Source organism: Amycolatopsis sp. CFH S0740 (assembly GCF_004522315.1).
Lineage (GTDB): Bacteria > Actinomycetota > Actinomycetes > Mycobacteriales > Pseudonocardiaceae > Amycolatopsis > Amycolatopsis nivea.
Genome location: NZ_SDLS01000007.1, coordinates 140,000 through 154,027, shown reverse-complemented (window position 1 = coordinate 154,027; position 14,028 = coordinate 140,000). Strand labels below are relative to the sequence as shown.

Annotated in this window: 12 protein-coding genes; 7 read left to right on the top strand and 5 right to left on the bottom strand. The window is 70.0% G+C overall.

Translation table 11 applies throughout. The annotated features are described in order from the left end of the window. Positions 1-2: 2 nt before the first annotated feature. The 3 genes from EIZ45_RS14750 to EIZ45_RS14740 are packed head-to-tail and all read right to left on the bottom strand — an operon-like array spanning position 3 to position 3,141. A complete protein-coding gene (locus EIZ45_RS14750) occupies positions 3-1,151 on the bottom strand; it encodes an acyl-CoA dehydrogenase family protein (protein WP_134662821.1) in 1,149 nt (382 codons plus the stop codon). Beyond that, on the bottom strand, positions 1,148-1,975 hold the full coding sequence (locus EIZ45_RS14745) for a CoA ester lyase (protein ID WP_134662820.1): 828 nt from the start codon (positions 1,973-1,975) through the stop codon (positions 1,148-1,150). The genes EIZ45_RS14750 and EIZ45_RS14745 overlap by 4 nt, the downstream gene beginning before the upstream one ends. Next, the gene (locus tag EIZ45_RS14740; protein ID WP_037806283.1) at positions 1,972-3,141 is read right to left on the bottom strand and encodes an acyl-CoA dehydrogenase family protein; all 1,170 of its coding nucleotides are present in this window, start codon (positions 3,139-3,141) and stop codon (positions 1,972-1,974) included. Before EIZ45_RS14740 ends, EIZ45_RS14745 begins: the two co-directional genes overlap by 4 nt. Positions 3,142-3,368: 227 nt before the next feature. On the opposite strand from EIZ45_RS14740, the gene EIZ45_RS14735 reads away from it, so the two are divergent. Together EIZ45_RS14735 and EIZ45_RS14730 are read left to right on the top strand one after the other, a co-directional pair. Further along, positions 3,369-4,046 (top strand): GntR family transcriptional regulator, encoded by a 678-nt coding sequence (locus EIZ45_RS14735; RefSeq protein WP_134662819.1) that lies wholly within the window; start codon positions 3,369-3,371, stop codon positions 4,044-4,046. Positions 4,047-4,103: 57 nt separating this feature from the next. Beyond that, positions 4,104-5,555 (top strand): amidase, encoded by a 1,452-nt coding sequence (locus tag EIZ45_RS14730; RefSeq protein WP_134662818.1) that lies wholly within the window; start codon positions 4,104-4,106, stop codon positions 5,553-5,555. A 47-nt stretch (positions 5,556-5,602) separates the two neighbouring features. On the opposite strand, the gene EIZ45_RS14725 is transcribed toward EIZ45_RS14730, so the two are convergent. Continuing rightward, positions 5,603-6,541 carry an Lrp/AsnC family transcriptional regulator gene (locus tag EIZ45_RS14725; protein ID WP_134662817.1) on the bottom strand — a complete coding sequence of 313 codons (939 nt, stop codon included), beginning with the start codon at positions 6,539-6,541 and terminating at the stop codon, positions 5,603-5,605. Positions 6,542-6,721: 180 nt separating this feature from the next. Between EIZ45_RS14725 and EIZ45_RS14720 the strand changes: the two genes are divergently transcribed. From EIZ45_RS14720 to EIZ45_RS14700, 5 genes are all read left to right on the top strand, one after another. Continuing rightward, a complete protein-coding gene (locus EIZ45_RS14720; protein ID WP_134662816.1) occupies positions 6,722-8,224 on the top strand; it encodes a peptide MFS transporter in 1,503 nt (500 codons plus the stop codon). Next, on the top strand, positions 8,221-9,429 hold the full coding sequence (locus EIZ45_RS14715) for an amidohydrolase family protein (RefSeq protein WP_134662815.1): 1,209 nt from the start codon (positions 8,221-8,223) through the stop codon (positions 9,427-9,429). Before EIZ45_RS14720 ends, EIZ45_RS14715 begins: the two co-directional genes overlap by 4 nt. Before the next feature lie 96 nt (positions 9,430-9,525). After that, the gene (locus EIZ45_RS14710; protein ID WP_134662814.1) at positions 9,526-10,986 is read left to right on the top strand and encodes an NAD(P)/FAD-dependent oxidoreductase; all 1,461 of its coding nucleotides are present in this window, start codon (positions 9,526-9,528) and stop codon (positions 10,984-10,986) included. Continuing rightward, a complete protein-coding gene (locus tag EIZ45_RS14705) occupies positions 10,983-12,080 on the top strand; it encodes a hypothetical protein (protein WP_134662813.1) in 1,098 nt (365 codons plus the stop codon). Before EIZ45_RS14710 ends, EIZ45_RS14705 begins: the two co-directional genes overlap by 4 nt. A gap of 29 nt (positions 12,081-12,109) precedes the next feature. Then, entirely contained in the window at positions 12,110-12,709 is a 600-nt protein-coding gene (locus tag EIZ45_RS14700; RefSeq protein ID WP_134662812.1) for a TetR/AcrR family transcriptional regulator, read from the top strand. A 31-nt stretch (positions 12,710-12,740) separates the two neighbouring features. Here EIZ45_RS14700 and EIZ45_RS14695 read toward each other — a convergent pair whose 3' ends face one another. Beyond that, positions 12,741-13,955: a cytochrome P450 gene (locus EIZ45_RS14695; protein WP_134662811.1), complete on the bottom strand. Its 1,215-nt coding sequence runs from the start codon at positions 13,953-13,955 to the stop codon at positions 12,741-12,743. Between the last annotated feature and the right edge of the window lie 73 nt (positions 13,956-14,028).

Here is a 14,028-nt window from a genome sequence, read left to right as displayed (position 1 = left end):
CCTCAGATCTTGTTGCGCGCCACGAGCTGCGCGGCGATGACGTTGCGCTGGATTTCGTTGGTGCCCTCGCCGACGATCATCAGCGGCGCGTCACGGAAGTAGCGTTCGACGTCGTACTCCCGGGAGTAGCCGTAGCCGCCGTGGACGCGGATGGCGTCGAGCGCGACCTGCATCGCGGTTTCCGACGCGAACAGCTTGGCCATCCCGGCTTCCATGTCCGCGCGTTCGCCCGCGTCGAGCTTCTCCGCGGCGTCCACCGTGAGCAGCCTGGCGGCGCGCATCTTCGTGGCCATGTCGGCGAGCAGGTTCCCGACCGACTGGTGTTTCCAGATCGGCTTGCCGAAGGATTCGCGTTCCTGGGCGTAGCGGACGGCGTCGTTCAACGCGGCCTGCCCGACGCCCAGCGCGCGCGACGCGACCTGGATCCGGCCGACTTCCAGCCCGCGCATCATGTGCGACCAGCCCTGGTTCGGCGTGCCGCCGAGAACCGCGTCCGCGGGCACCTGCTGGCCGTCGAAGACGAGTTCGCAGGCTTCGACGCCGCGGTAGCCGAGCTTGGGCAGTTTCTTGGAGATGGTGAGGCCGTCGCCGGGTTCGACGAGCAGGACGCTCATGCCGCGGTGCGCGGGTTTCGCGTCGCGGTCGGTGACGCACAGCAGGCCGATCAGGCCGGAGTGCGCGGCGTTGGAGATCCAGGTTTTCGAGCCGGTGATCGTGTAGCCCTCGTCGCCCGGCACGGCCTGGGTGCGCATCGCCTGGAGGTCGCTGCCGCCGCCGGGTTCGGTCAGCGCCATCGTCGCGCGGATCCGCCCCTCGGCCATGGCGGGCAGGTACTTCTCGCGCTGCTCCGGGGTGCCGAAGGTCTTGATCAGATAAGTGATGACGGAGTGCCCGCCGATCGCGCCCGCCAGGCTCATCCAGCCGCGCGCGAGTTCTTCGGTGACGCGGGCGAAACAGGCGGTGCTGACGTCGACGCCGCCGTATTCGGCCGGGACGAGCAGCCCGAAGAAGCCGAGTTTCTTCATCTCGTCGATGAACTCGGCGGGGTAGATGTCGTCGGCTTCGAACTCGCGGACCCGGGGCCGGACCCGTTCGTCCACGAACTCCGCGACCAGGGCGACCATCTGCTGTTCGTCGTCGGTGAGCGTCATCGCCCGTTCCCTTCTCGTGCCTGCCGGAGGACGCGCTGGGCGCGCTCCAGCACCGGCTTGTCGACCATCTGCCCGTTCACCGCGACCGCGCCGTCCGCGCCGGCGTCGAGGATCGACTGCGCCCAGCGGACTTCCTCGCGCGTCGGACGCAGCGCCGCGGCGGCGACGGGCACCTGTTTCGGGTGCACGCACAGCTTTCCGGCGAAGCCGAGCCGCCGTGCGTAATGGACTTCGTCGGTGAGGTGCAGCTCGTTGTCCAGGTCCGCGGTGACGCCGTCGACCGGCCCGGGCAGTCCCGCCGCGGCGGAGGCGAGCACGAGCGCGCCCCGCGCGGCGACGAACGCGTCCCGGTCCGCCGGATCGGCCCCCAGCTCCGCGGCGAGGTCGAAGCTGCCGAACGCGAGACGCTGCACGTTCGGCACGGTGGCGGTCTCCCGCGCGTCCAGCACGCCGCGCGCGGTTTCGACGAGCGCGATCACCACCGGCAGAACGCCGAGCTGCTCGGCCGCGGCGCGCGTCGTCGCCGGTTCGGCCTTCGGCAGCATCACGGTGCACCGGCGCCGCCTGAGCACGGCGAGGTCTTCGTCGTGCCAGGCGGTGCCGGCGGCGTTTACCCGCACCGCGCACTCGGGGTTCTCCTCGAGCCACGCGACGGCTTGTTCCCGCGCGTACACCTTGCGTTCCGGCGCGACGGCGTCCTCCAGATCGAGCACGGCCAGGCTCGGCCCGGCCGCCATCGCCTTGCCGAACCGCTCCGGCCGGTCGCCCGGGACGAACAGGAGGGTTGTCGCTTCCCGCGCCCGCGTGGCCGCGCGGCTGGTCATTTCTGTGCCTTCTTCGCCTGCCGGACCAGGCCGCCGCCGATGATGAGGCGCTGGATTTCGCTGGTGCCTTCGTAAAGCCGCAGCAGCCGGATGTCGCGGTAGATCCGCTCGACCGGCACGTCGCGCATGTACCCGGTGCCGCCATGGATCTGCACCGCGAGGTCGGCGACCTTGCCCGCCATCTCCGTGCAGTACAGCTTCGCGGCCGACGGCCCGATCCGGCGGTCCTCACCGGACACGTAGCGCGCGGCGGTCTCCCGCACCAGCGCGCGGCCGGCCATCACGCCGGTCTGCTGATCCGCGAGCATTGCTTGCACCAGCTGGAAATCGCCGATCGGCTGACCGCCCTGCGTCGCCGAAGCGGCGTATGCGACGGACTCGTCCAGCGCCCGCTGCGCGGAACCGACGGCGAGCGCGGCGATGTGCACGCGACCCCGCGCGAGGGAGGTCATCGCGGCGCGGTACCCGTCGTCTTCGTTGCCGCCGACGAGCGCGGAGGCAGGCACTCGGACGTTGGAGAAGGTGACGTCCGCGGTCCAGGCGCCCTCCTGGCCCATCTTCTTGTCCTTGGGCCCGACTTCCAGGCCCGGCGTGTCCGCGGGCACGAGGAACACCGCGATGCCCGGCCCGGAGTCGTCCGCGGGACGGGTGCGCGCGAAGACGACGAACAGGTCCGCGATCGGCGCGTTGGTGATGAACCGCTTCTGCCCGTCGATCACCCAGTCGTCGCCGTCGCGCACCGCTTTGGTGCGCAGCCCGGCGGGATTGGACCCGGCGCCGGGCTCGGTCAGCGCGAACGACGCGACGACCTCGCCCGAGGCGATGCGCTCCAGCCACTGGCTCTTCTGCTCGTCGGTGCCGAAGCCGACCAGCACCTGTCCGGCGATGCCGTTGTTGGTGCCGAACATCGACCGGAGCGCGAGCGACGTGTAGCCGAACTCCATCGCCAGCTCGACGTCCTGGGTGAGGTCGAGCCCGAGCCCGCCCCATTCCTGGGGGATCGCGTAGCCGAACAGGCCCATCTCGGCGGCCTGCCCGCGCAGGTCGTCGGGGATGGCGTTGCCGTCCATGATCTCCTGCTCGCGCGGGACGACCTTCGCCCGGACGAAGTCGCGCACCAGCTCCAGGATGGGCCGGAAGTCCTCGGGGGTAACCGCTGCTGCCATGCCTCCCACTATGACCCAGACCGCCTCGCTGGAAAATACTTTATCAGAAATCATCGAATGGCTCACACTCCCGGGCGACGCTCGGCCCGCATGGTTCTCCAGGTCAACGGCGGTTTCTTCGCTTGACGGGCGCTTCGGGCGCGAGTGACAGAGCCTCCCGAGCGTGCCCCGGTCGTGTAATACTTGATCCGATACAGCCGCGCATGAGGAGGGAGAAGGTAGTGGCGATGCCCGAGACCGCGAGTGCCGGACCGCGCCGCACCGGCCCGGCGAACCTCAAGGCGATGGCCGCGCAGGAAATCCGGCGGCGGGTCTTCTCCGGGCAGCTGCGCGCCGGGGCGAAGATCGACCAGGAAGCGCTGGCCGACGAACTCGGCATCAGCAAACTCCCGGTCCGCGAAGCGTTGATCACGCTCGACCACGAGGGCGTGGTGGAGCACATCGCCCGCCGGGGCGCGTTCGTCGCCCGGATGACGCGCGACGACATCCGGGACCATTTCCGCGTGTTCGGCGTCGTGTCCGGATTGGCCGCGGAGCGCGCGGCGAAGAACCTCTCCCCGGAAAGCCTCCAGGCGCTGCACGATCTCGCGGACCGGATGGAGTCCGCAGTGGACAGTGGCGAGCAGGAACGGCTGAACTACGAATTCCACCGGCGAATCAATTACGCCGCCGACTCGCGCCGTCTCCTGTCGCTCTTGGGAATCCTCGTCAAAACCGTCTCGCACGGGTTTTACGAGGCACACGAGGACTGGGCTGTCAAGGCCCGGGACGACCACCGGCTGATCCTGGACGCACTGTCCGCCCGCTCGGCAGGCCGGGCGCGCACCCTGGTGGAGAAGCACCTCGCCGACGCGGGCGAGCGAGCGGTGGCGTTGCTGGAAAAACAGGGATTCTGGGACCACTGACCCGTTGCGCGAATTAATGTTTTATGGCTCCACCGGGTACCCGTTACGGTCGAATTCATGGAGCGGAACTTTCAGTCGGCCGGAGAACTCGCGGCCGCCATGCGGGCAGGCGAAACAACCTCGGCGGAGCTGACCGACGAGGCGATCGCCCGCATCGAGCGGGAAGACAAGGCACTCAACGCGATCTGCACACCGGACTTCGACCGTGCCCGCACCGCCGCGCACGAGGCCGACCGGGCGCGTGCCCGCGGCGAAGACCGGCCACTGCTCGGAATCCCGGTGACCGTCAAGGAGTGCTACAACGTCGCCGGGCTGCCCACGACCTGGGGCATGCCGCAGCACCGGGACTTCATGCCCGCCGAAGACGCGGTCCAGGTGTCGCGGCTCAAGAACGCCGGCGCGGTCATCCTCGGCAAAACCAACGTCCCCTTAGGACTTCAGGGCTTGCAGAGCTCCAACCCGGTCTACGGCACCACCAACAACCCTTGGGACCACGACCGCACCCCGGGCGGCTCCTCCGGCGGATCGTCGGCGGCCCTGGCGGCGGGCTTCGGCACCCTGTCCATCGGTTCCGACATCGGCGGTTCGCTGCGCACCCCCGCGCATTTCTGCGGTGTCTACGGGCACAAGCCGTCCCTCGGCCTGGTGGCGAACCGCGGCATGGTCCTGCCGAACGAACTGCCCTTGCCGCTCGACCTGGACCTCGCCGTCGTCGGGCCGATGGCGCGCACTGCCCGCGACCTGGCGATGCTGCTCGACGTCATGGCCGGGCCGGACCCGCTTACCTACGGCGTCGCGCACAACCTGGCCTTGCCGCCCGCCCGCCACGAGCAGCTGAGCGACTTCCGCGTCCTGATCCTTGACGAGCACCCCTTCATCCCGACCGGCGCCGCGGTGCGGGCCGGAGTGAACCGGGTAGCCGACGCACTCGCCGACGCCGGCGCCCGGGTCGAACGACACAGCCCGCTGCTGCCCGACCTGGCCGAAGCCGCGACCCTCTACACCCAGCTGCTGTTCTCCGGCTCGGTCGCGCGCTTCCCGGTCGACGCCTACGAGCAGCTGCAGGCTCGTGCCGCCGCCTTGAGCGCAACCGACGAAAGCCTGGACGCGGCGCGCCTGCGCGGACTGGTGCTCAGCCACCGCGACTGGCTCGGGGTGAACCACCGCCGCGAGTTGCACCGGCACGGCTGGCGACAGTTCTTCGCCGAGTTCGACGCCGTGGTCTGCCCGGTGACGCCGACACCCGCGTTCCCGCACGACCACAACCCCGACCTGCTGGCCTGCCGGATCGACATCGACGGCGTCGAGTACCCGTTCTTCGACCAGCTGGTCTGGGCCGGCGTCGCCACCATGCCGGGCCTGCCCGCCACGGCGATGCCCGCGGGCTTCTCGCCGGAGGGCCTGCCGGTAGGGGTGCAGGTCGTCGGCCCGATGTTCGAGGACCGGACCCCGCTGCGGCTGGCAGAGCTGCTGGAGGAGCGGATCGGCGGGTTCCAGGCGCCGAACTGATGGAGCGGCAGCGGCTCGGGATCGTCCACAGTGGATAGACGGGCTGCTCAGCCCTGCCCGGTGCCGACGGCGGTGAGCGGGCGGTCATTCTCCTCCTTGACCGCCCGCAGGTGGCTCCAGGACTCGATCGCGCGCACGCCGGGCAGCTCCCGCAGGCGTTCGAGCGTGTCCAGCACCTCGTCCGGGGACTGCGCCTGAATGCTGCCGATTCCGTTGCACCATCCCACTCCGGTCGCGAAACAGTCGATGTTCCCGAACTCCGCGATCCGGCGGGCGACCGGTTCGGTGTCGCCGGTCGCGTGCACCGCGAAACCGATGGTGTGGGTGCGCGTCGAGCGGCTGAGCCGCACCAGCGCTCCGATGTGGACGACGCCGGACTCGAGCAGCCGGAGCACCCTGGCCCGCGCGGCTCCCGGGGAAAGCCCGGTCGCTTTCGCCAGTTCGGCGAACGACGCGCGCCCGTCGTCGCGCAGCTGCGCGAGCAGCAGGTGGTCGACGTCGTCCAGTTCGAGGTCCGCGAGCGGTCCGGGGCTCTCCAGCGGTCCCGGCGGGAAATAGGGGTCCTTCCAGACCCGCAGGTACGTGATCGCCTGCGCCGCCCGGACGCCGGGGACGGCCTGCACCCGGGCCAGCCCCTCCGCGAAGGACTCCAGGTCGGCGGCGCGCAGTTCGGCCGTCACCGCGAACCGGCCCGCGGTCGTGGTGACGAACGAGGTCTCGCCGAGCGCCGCGATCCGTTCGGCGACCGGGCGGGCGGCTCCCTCGGTCTCGACGATCACGTGCCCGAGCTGATGGAGCCCGAACACCGCCGGATGGATCGCGCCGATCAGCCGGAGCCCGCCCTCCTCGATCAGCCGCTGCACCCGCGCCTTGGTGGTGGAGCGGGCGAGCCCGACCAGCCGGGCCAGCGTCTCGAACGACGCGCGCCCGTCCTGTTGCAGCGCGCGGACGAGCAGCTCGTCGACGTCGTCGGGGTTTCCTGGCACGGGGAAGAACCTAGCTGATTCCCCCTCGGTCGGCGAATCTTCCCCCTGGGAGGCATGTCGGAAGACGAAACGGCGTAACTATCGGCTTTCGCTCGCCGAATCGGCTATTGATTGCCGCATTCGGCAGATGTACCGTCTGCTCCCATCGGAGCGGCGGTCGACGCGGAAGGTGCGGTGGGCATGGGGAAGGAACGGGCGTTCTTCGGTCAGCCCCGCGGCTTGGTGGGGCTGTTCTTCGCCGAGGCGTGGGAGCGGTTCTCCTACTACGGCATGCGCGCGCTGCTGCTCTACTACATGACCGACCGGCTGTCCGACGGCGGACTCGGCCTGCGGCCGGAGAGCGCGAAGCCGCTGATCGCGGTCTACGGTTCGGCCATTTACCTGGCGGCGATCCTGGGCGGCTGGATCAGCGACCGGCTGCTCGGCGACCGCCGGACCACTCTCGTCGGCGGGTTCCTGATCATGTGCGGGCACATTTGCCTGGCCGTCCCGGCGGGCGCCGGCGCGCTGTTCGCTTCGATGGTCTTCATCGCCGTCGGGACCGGCTTGCTGAAACCGGCGATTTCGTCGTCGGTCGGCGATCTCTACGCGGCCGGCGATCCGCGGCGCGACTCCGGGTTCAGCATCTATTACATGGGCATCAGCGTCGGCGCGGTGGCCGCTCCGCTGGTCGTCGGCACGGTGGGCCAGGATTACGACTACCACGCCGGTTTCGGGATCGCCGCGATCGGCATGGCGGCCGGTCTCGTGGTCTATCTCCGGTCGCAGCGGCGCCTCAACCCGGTGAGCAACAGTCCGAAGAACCCGTTGCGGCTGGCCGAGGTCCCGCGGTCGCGGCTCGTCGCGGTCGTCGCCGGAATCGCTGTGCTGGCCGTGCTGGCGGCGGTGACGGTCAGCACCGGAGTCCTCGACGCCGACAGTGCCGTCAATCTCATCAGCGTGCTGGCGATCGCGCTTCCCGTCGGCTACTTCACGGTCATGCTGCGCAGTTCGCGCACCACCGCGGCCGAACGCGCCCGGGTCCGCGCCTACATTCCGATGTTCGTCGCGGCGGTCGCGTTCTGGTGCATCCAGGAACAGGGCGCGACGGTGATCGCGCAGTACGCGGGCGAAAGCACCGATCTCGACGCCTTCGGCTTCGCTATCCCGGCGTCGTGGTTCCAGTCGGTCGGCTCGCTGGTGCTGATCGTGCTGACGCCGCTGTTCGCGATGCTGTGGCTGCGGCTGGACCGTTCGCCCCGTTCGCCGTCGACCGCGCACAAGTTCGCCGCGGGACTGGCGATCGCCGGCCTGTCGTACCTGCTGATGGTGGTGCCCGCGGCGCATCCGGGGCAGACGAACCCGCTGTGGCTGGCCGGGAGCCTGGCCGTGGTCACCGTCGGCGAAATGTGCCTCTCGCCGATCGGGCTGTCCGCGACGACGAAGCTGGCGCCCGCGGCGTTCGCGACGCAGACGATGGGGTTGTGGCTGTCGTCGAACGCGGCCGGGCAGGGCATCGGCGCCCAGCTGGTGAAGTTCTACGACGCCCGTTCGGCGGCAGGTTACTTCGGCGCGCTCGGCGCCGGCGCGGTCGTGCTGGCTCTGCTGCTGTTCGCGCTGGCTCCGCTCATCCGAAAGCAAGCAGCGAGAAGGGGGACCACGATGGACCGGGACCAGCCGGCCGTGAACGGGGCGGGCCGGTGAAGCGCACTGTTTTCCGCGGCGGAACTCTCTTCGACGCGCCGTCGCGGTGCGCGGATTCGGCGGACGTGGCGGTCGAAAACGGCCGGATCGTCGATGTCGGGACCGGCCTCGACGGCGACGAGGAAGTCGACTGCACCGGCCGGGGAGTGCTGCCCGGCCTGATCGACTGCCACGTGCACCTCACGATGACGAGTTCGGATCTCTTCGAGAGCGTGCAACAGCCGTTTTCGCTCCAGTTCTACGACGGCGCGCGGAACATGGCGCGGACGCTGGCCGCGGGCGTCACCACCGTCCGGGACGCGGCGGGCGCCGACCTCGGGATGCGCGTGGCGCAGGAGCGCGGGCTGATCGCCGGGCCCCGCATGCAGATCTCGCTGAACATGCTGAGCCAGACGGGCGGGCACGGCGACCCGTGGTGGCCCTCGACCTGCGTGGTGGACCTGCTGCCGCCGCACCCGGGCCGCCCGCCGGTCGTCGTGGACGGCCCGGAGGAGATCCGCCGCAAGGTCCGGGAGCTGGTCCGCGCGGGTGCCGACGTCATCAAAGCCGCAACGAGCGGAGGCGTCGTGTCCGGCGGCGCCGGGCCGAAGATCGCGCACTTCCGGGACGACGAGATCGCCATGATGGTCACCGAAGCAGCGGCGGCGGGACTGCACGTCATGGCCCACGCTCACGGCGACGGGGCGAAGGCGGCCGTCCGCAACGGGGTCCGCTCCATCGAACACGGCCATTTCCTGGACGACGAGACGCTCGAGATGATGGCTGAGCGCGGCACTTGGCTGGTGCCGACCCTCAGCGCCGGAGTCGGTCTGCGGCAAGCGGTCGAAGCCGGGGCAGCGGGCTATCCCGACCACATCGTCGAGAAGATCAAGGAACGCACCGAAAGCAGCGTTCGGCGCGCAGTCGAGGCGGGCGTCCCGATCGCGATGGGCACCGACGCGCCGCTGTACCCGCACGGGGAGAACCTGCTGGAACTGGAACTCCTGGTCGAACAGGGCATGCGCCCAGCCGACGCCTTGCACGCCGCGACACTGTCCGCGGCGAACCTGATGGGCCTCGGTTCCTCACTGGGCTCGTTGACTCCCGGCAAGCGCGCGGATCTCGTCGTCGTCGACGGCGATCCCCTCGACGTCCGGGATCTGGGCAAACGGATCCTCGCGGTGTACCAGGACGGACGGCTGGTGCATGCGGCCGACCGCGGGTAATCCGGGGCTGGTCGCCGACCGAGCCGATTGACACGCCGGTCCATCATTCATACATTATCTCGAGAGTTGTATGAATGACGAGCGGAGCTGGTTCGGATGAAGCTCGGCAAGACCGCTGTCGTCCTCGGCGGAAGCGTCGCGGGCCTGTGCGCCGCCGGGGCGCTGTCCCCGTATTTCGATCAGGTGCTCGTGCTGGAGCGGGACGAGCTGCCGGAGGGGGCCGAGCACCGGCGCGGGGTGCCGCAGAGCAAGCACCCGCATTTCCTGCTGAACTCGGGCCGCCGGGCGATCACCGCGCTCTTCCCCGGTTTCGAGGACGACCTCGTCGCGGCGGGCGGGCTGCACCTGATGCCGTCGATGGACGCCGCCTACCTGGACCGGGAGGGCTGGTCGGCGCGCAAACGCAGTGCGATGACGATGGTCTACAGCTCGCGCGTCCTCATCGAGCGCGTGCTGCGGGACAAGGTGCGCGAACTGTCCAATGTGGACATCTGGGAACACGTGGCGGTGCGCGGCCTCGGCACCGCGCCCGGGGCGGTCACCGGTGTCGACATCGCCCGGCCCGGGGGAGAGGAGCATCTCGACGCCGACTTCGTCGTGGACGCGATGGGCCGCGGCTCGCCCGTCGCGAACTGGCTGGCGGCGGCGGGCTGGGCGGAGCCCGAGGTGCGAACCCTCGACGCCAAGGTCACCTACACCTCGCGCTGGTACGAGCTGCCGCCGCCGGAGAGCCGTCCGGCGTCCTGGTGGTGGCGGCACCTGGTGCTGATGCCGACCCAGGACCGCGGCGGGCATCCCGCGGAGCACGAGTTCCTGGTGAACTTCTTCCCGATCGAGGGCGACCGGGTCATCGCCTGCATGGGTTCGTGGGGACTGGAGATGCCGCGGACGGCCGACGCCTTCGTCGAATCGGCGCGCAGGACGCGGACGCCGTTGTTCGCCGCGGCGATGGACCGGTGCACGCCGTCCTCGGAGGTGCATCTGACGCGGTCCACCGGCAACCGGTGGCGGCGCTACGACAGCTGGACGAGCCCGCCGCGAGGCCTGGCGTTCGTCGGCGACTCGATCTGCGCGTTCAATCCGTTCTACGCACAGGGCATCAGTTCCGCGTCGGGTTCGGCGCTGCTGCTGCGCGAGCACCTGGCGCGCGCGACCAACCTCGACGCGAGCTTCTGCGCGCGATTCCTTGCGGCGCAACGCGACCTTCTCAAGGTGCCCTGGACTCTGGCGATGGCCCGCGACCGCGGCTACGAGTGCGCGGAGGGCACCGAACGCCTGCCCGGGTGGCAACGTCGCCTCCTCGCGGCCGTCTCCGCCCCGGCGTTCAGCCTTGTCGTCGGCGCCGCCCGGGAGGACGACGTCGTCGACGAGCATTTCGCGAAGGTCTTCAATCTCGACGAGTCGCTGGGCGAGATGATGCGCACCCCGCGCGTGCTCGCCGGGCTGGCCCGCTATTGCGTCCGCTCCATGCTGGGCAGGCACCGGGTGCCGTTCGGCTTCGATCCGCAGGCCGAGCCGCCCGCCACCGACTACTCGCCGGCCGCGGTCGCGGGATGAGCGCCGGGTGCGGGCCGGAGGCGGAGGAAGTCGCCCGGCGGCTCGGTTTCGACTGCCACGACGTCAGCCCGGTGGTCTCGGTCCGGGCGCCGTGGGACCTGGCGCACTGGACGATGCCGCTGCTGGAGGTGCTGATCGTCGGCGGAGCCGTGTTCGCGCTCTGGCACGCCGTGCGCCGCTATCGCGCGGGCGATCCGGTCAACCTGGCGCTGTGGTGGGCTTCGCTGGTGTATCTCGTCGTCACCGAACCGCCGCTGTACTTCCCCGAATGGTTCGGCCTCGACCGGCTGTACGGATTCATCTTCGCGCACAACCGGTTCACCGTGCAGTTCATGGGGGACCGGCTGCCGCTTTACATCGTGGCGTTCTATCCGGTGATCAGCCAGCTCGCCTACGAACTGGTGCGGTCGCTGGGGGTCTTCCGCCGCCGCGGCCCGCTGATCGGCTCCGTCGCCGTCGCGTTCGCCTGCCAGGTCTTCTACGAGGTCTTCGACCAGGTGGGCCCGCAACTGAAGTGGTGGGCCTGGAACCCGGCCGACCGCATCGTCAACCAGCCCGCGCTCGCCGCGGTTCCGATGACCAGCATGCTGTTGTTCGCTTCGGTTTCGATGGCAGCGATGACCTACCTCGTGGTGCGCTTCACCGGCAGCCCGGCCGGAGACGGCCGACCGCGCCGCGGCTGGCGGCTGGTTCCGCGCATCCTCGCGGCGGGCGTCCTCACCCCGTTCACCATGGCCGTCGCCGGACTCCCGGCGAGTCTGTTCGGCGGCGATCATCCGAACCAGGTCGCGCAAGCGTGGGTGCTCGGCGCGGAACTGGGCCTCGTCTGGGTGGCCGGCGCGTGGATCGTCGTGGCACAGCTGCGCTCCGGCGAGCGCGGCGCGGGCGAGCCGCAGTCGGCGTTCGCCCGGTACTACCCCGCGATCTACCTGGGCGGGATGGCAGTGTTCTGGATCGGCGCGCTGCCCGCCTATTTCGGAGCCCGCGACGGCATCACCAGTGACGGTTCCCCGATCGGGAGCGGACCGTACGCGCTCGCGTGCTTCCTCGCCGCCGGTTCGCTGCTGGCCGCCGCTCGCCCCGCCCGTCAGTGACCTGCGGTCTCGTCTGGAACGATGGGGTCATGGGGTACCACGGATGGCAGGGCGACCCGCCCGGCGCCGAAGACGAGGCACGCCGCCGGATCGTGCAGGCGGCGATAGCGTGCATCGACCGCGCCGGGCTGGCCAAGACCAACCTCTCCCACATCGCCGCCGAAGCCGGAGTGACCCGGCAGACCGTCTACCGCTACTTTCCCGGCCTGGCCGAAATCCTGCGCGCCGTCGCCCACGCGGGAGCCGAGGAGTTCGCCGAACGGATGCGGCGGCACCTGTCCGCGTTCGACAGCCCGGTCGAGATCGCCGTCGAGTCCGTCGTGTTCGCCGTCCGCAGCCTGCCCGACGAGCCCTACCTCGGTTTGCTCCTGCAGGCCGGGGAAGCCGACTATTTCACGGCCGGGACCGCCACGCCGCCGTCCTTCTCCCTCGGCGCGCGAATCCTGCGCGACACCGAGGCCGACTGGTCCGCCGCCGGCGTGCACACCGACGCCGAACTCCAGCAACTAGCCGAGATCCTGATGCGGCTGTTCATGTCTTTCCTGCAATACCCGTCGACACCACCGGCGACCGACGACGAACTGCGCGACCTGGTGCGCCGCTGGATCGGCCCGGCACTGCGCGGCTGACGCCCGGCGCCATGGTGAACGTGGCGCTCGCTCAGCCCCAGGTGACCGGAAGCTCGTGCACCCCATAGATATTCATGTTCGTCCGCAACGGCACCTCCCCAGCCGGAACCGCGAGCCGCAAGTCCGGAAAACGCCGGAACAGCCCCTCGAACCCCACGCGCATCTCGATGCGAGCCAGCTGCTGTCCCAGGCACTGGTGGACGCCATGGCCGAACGCCACCTGCCCGCGGACCTTGCGGTGCAGGTCGATCGTGTCGGGGTCCTCGAAATGCTTCGGGTCGCGGTTGGCGGCGAGCAGCGAGACGACCACAGTCGAGCCGGCCGGAATAGTCTCGCCGCCGACCTCGATGTCCTCCGTGGCGTAGCGGTAGAAGATGTCAGCCACCGACAGGTAGCGCATCAGCTCTTCCACCGCGTTGCCGAACAGCGTCGGGTCGGCGCGCAGTTCCGCCAGCTGCGTCGGGTGCTCGAGCAGCGCGAAGGCTCCGAGCGACAGCATGTTCGCGGTGGTCTCGTGCCCCGCCAGCAACAGCAGGAACGCCATGCCGGTCAGTTCCTCGATGCTGAGGTCCTCGTCGCGGGCGAGGTCGGACAGGATGTCCTCGCCCGGCTCCGCGCGCTTGTCCGTGCACAGCTGGCCGAGGTAGCCCATCATCGCGCCGAACGCGGCCATCTTGTCTTCGAGGTTGACGTCGCGCTCCATGAACTTCGACGAGTTCGCCTGGAAGGTTTCGCGGTCGGCGTAGGGAACGCCGAGCAGTTCGCAGATCACCAGCGACGGCACGGGAAGCGCGAACTCCCGCACGAGATCGATCGGCGGCGCGAGCTGCGCGACCGCGTCCAGTTGCTGTTCGGTGATCGCGATGATCCCGTCTTCGAGCTGCTTCATCCGCTTGACCGTGAACGCGCCGGTGAGCTTGCGCCGCAACCGGGTGTGGTCGGGGGCGTCCATGCTGATGAACAGCCCGGGGATCTGCGGCGACGGTTCGGTGGCGACCGGCATGCCCGGCGTCTCGTACGGCACGTGGACCACGCCGAGGTCGAGGCGGTTGCTGAACCGGGCGTCGGACATGACCTGCCGGACCGCCTCGTATCCGGTGATCAGCCAGCCCTCGTGGCCGTCGGGGAAGAGCATCGGGCTGACCGGGCGGGTCTCGCGCAGCGCGGTGATCGCCGACGGCGGGTCGAACGGGCGTGCGTCGCGGTCCATCGGCAGGCCGTTGACCGGGGAAACCTGCTGGTTCATCGGGAAATCCTCTCGTGGTGGCTTGATGTCACCACGATCTCCGAGCGCCCAGACACCGAGCCGTCACGGCGCT

What these genes read in the sequence shown, in the direction of transcription:
- EIZ45_RS14705 (WP_134662813.1), top strand. Translation starts at nt 10,983, where the DNA reads ATGAGCGCCGGGTGCGGGCCGGAGGCGGAGGAAGTCGCCCGGCGGCTC.
- EIZ45_RS14730 (WP_134662818.1), top strand. Translation starts at nt 4,104, where the DNA reads ATGGAGCGGAACTTTCAGTCGGCCGGAGAACTCGCGGCCGCCATGCGG.
- EIZ45_RS14710 (WP_134662814.1), top strand. Translation starts at nt 9,526, where the DNA reads ATGAAGCTCGGCAAGACCGCTGTCGTCCTCGGCGGAAGCGTCGCGGGC.
- EIZ45_RS14695 (WP_134662811.1), bottom strand. Translation starts at nt 13,955, where the DNA reads ATGAACCAGCAGGTTTCCCCGGTCAACGGCCTGCCGATGGACCGCGAC.
- EIZ45_RS14740 (WP_037806283.1), bottom strand. Translation starts at nt 3,141, where the DNA reads ATGGCAGCAGCGGTTACCCCCGAGGACTTCCGGCCCATCCTGGAGCTG.
- EIZ45_RS14720 (WP_134662816.1), top strand. Translation starts at nt 6,722, where the DNA reads ATGGGGAAGGAACGGGCGTTCTTCGGTCAGCCCCGCGGCTTGGTGGGG.
- EIZ45_RS14745 (WP_134662820.1), bottom strand. Translation starts at nt 1,975, where the DNA reads ATGACCAGCCGCGCGGCCACGCGGGCGCGGGAAGCGACAACCCTCCTG.
- EIZ45_RS14700 (WP_134662812.1), top strand. Translation starts at nt 12,110, where the DNA reads ATGGGGTACCACGGATGGCAGGGCGACCCGCCCGGCGCCGAAGACGAG.
- EIZ45_RS14735 (WP_134662819.1), top strand. Translation starts at nt 3,369, where the DNA reads ATGCCCGAGACCGCGAGTGCCGGACCGCGCCGCACCGGCCCGGCGAAC.
- EIZ45_RS14750 (WP_134662821.1), bottom strand. Translation starts at nt 1,151, where the DNA reads ATGACGCTCACCGACGACGAACAGCAGATGGTCGCCCTGGTCGCGGAG.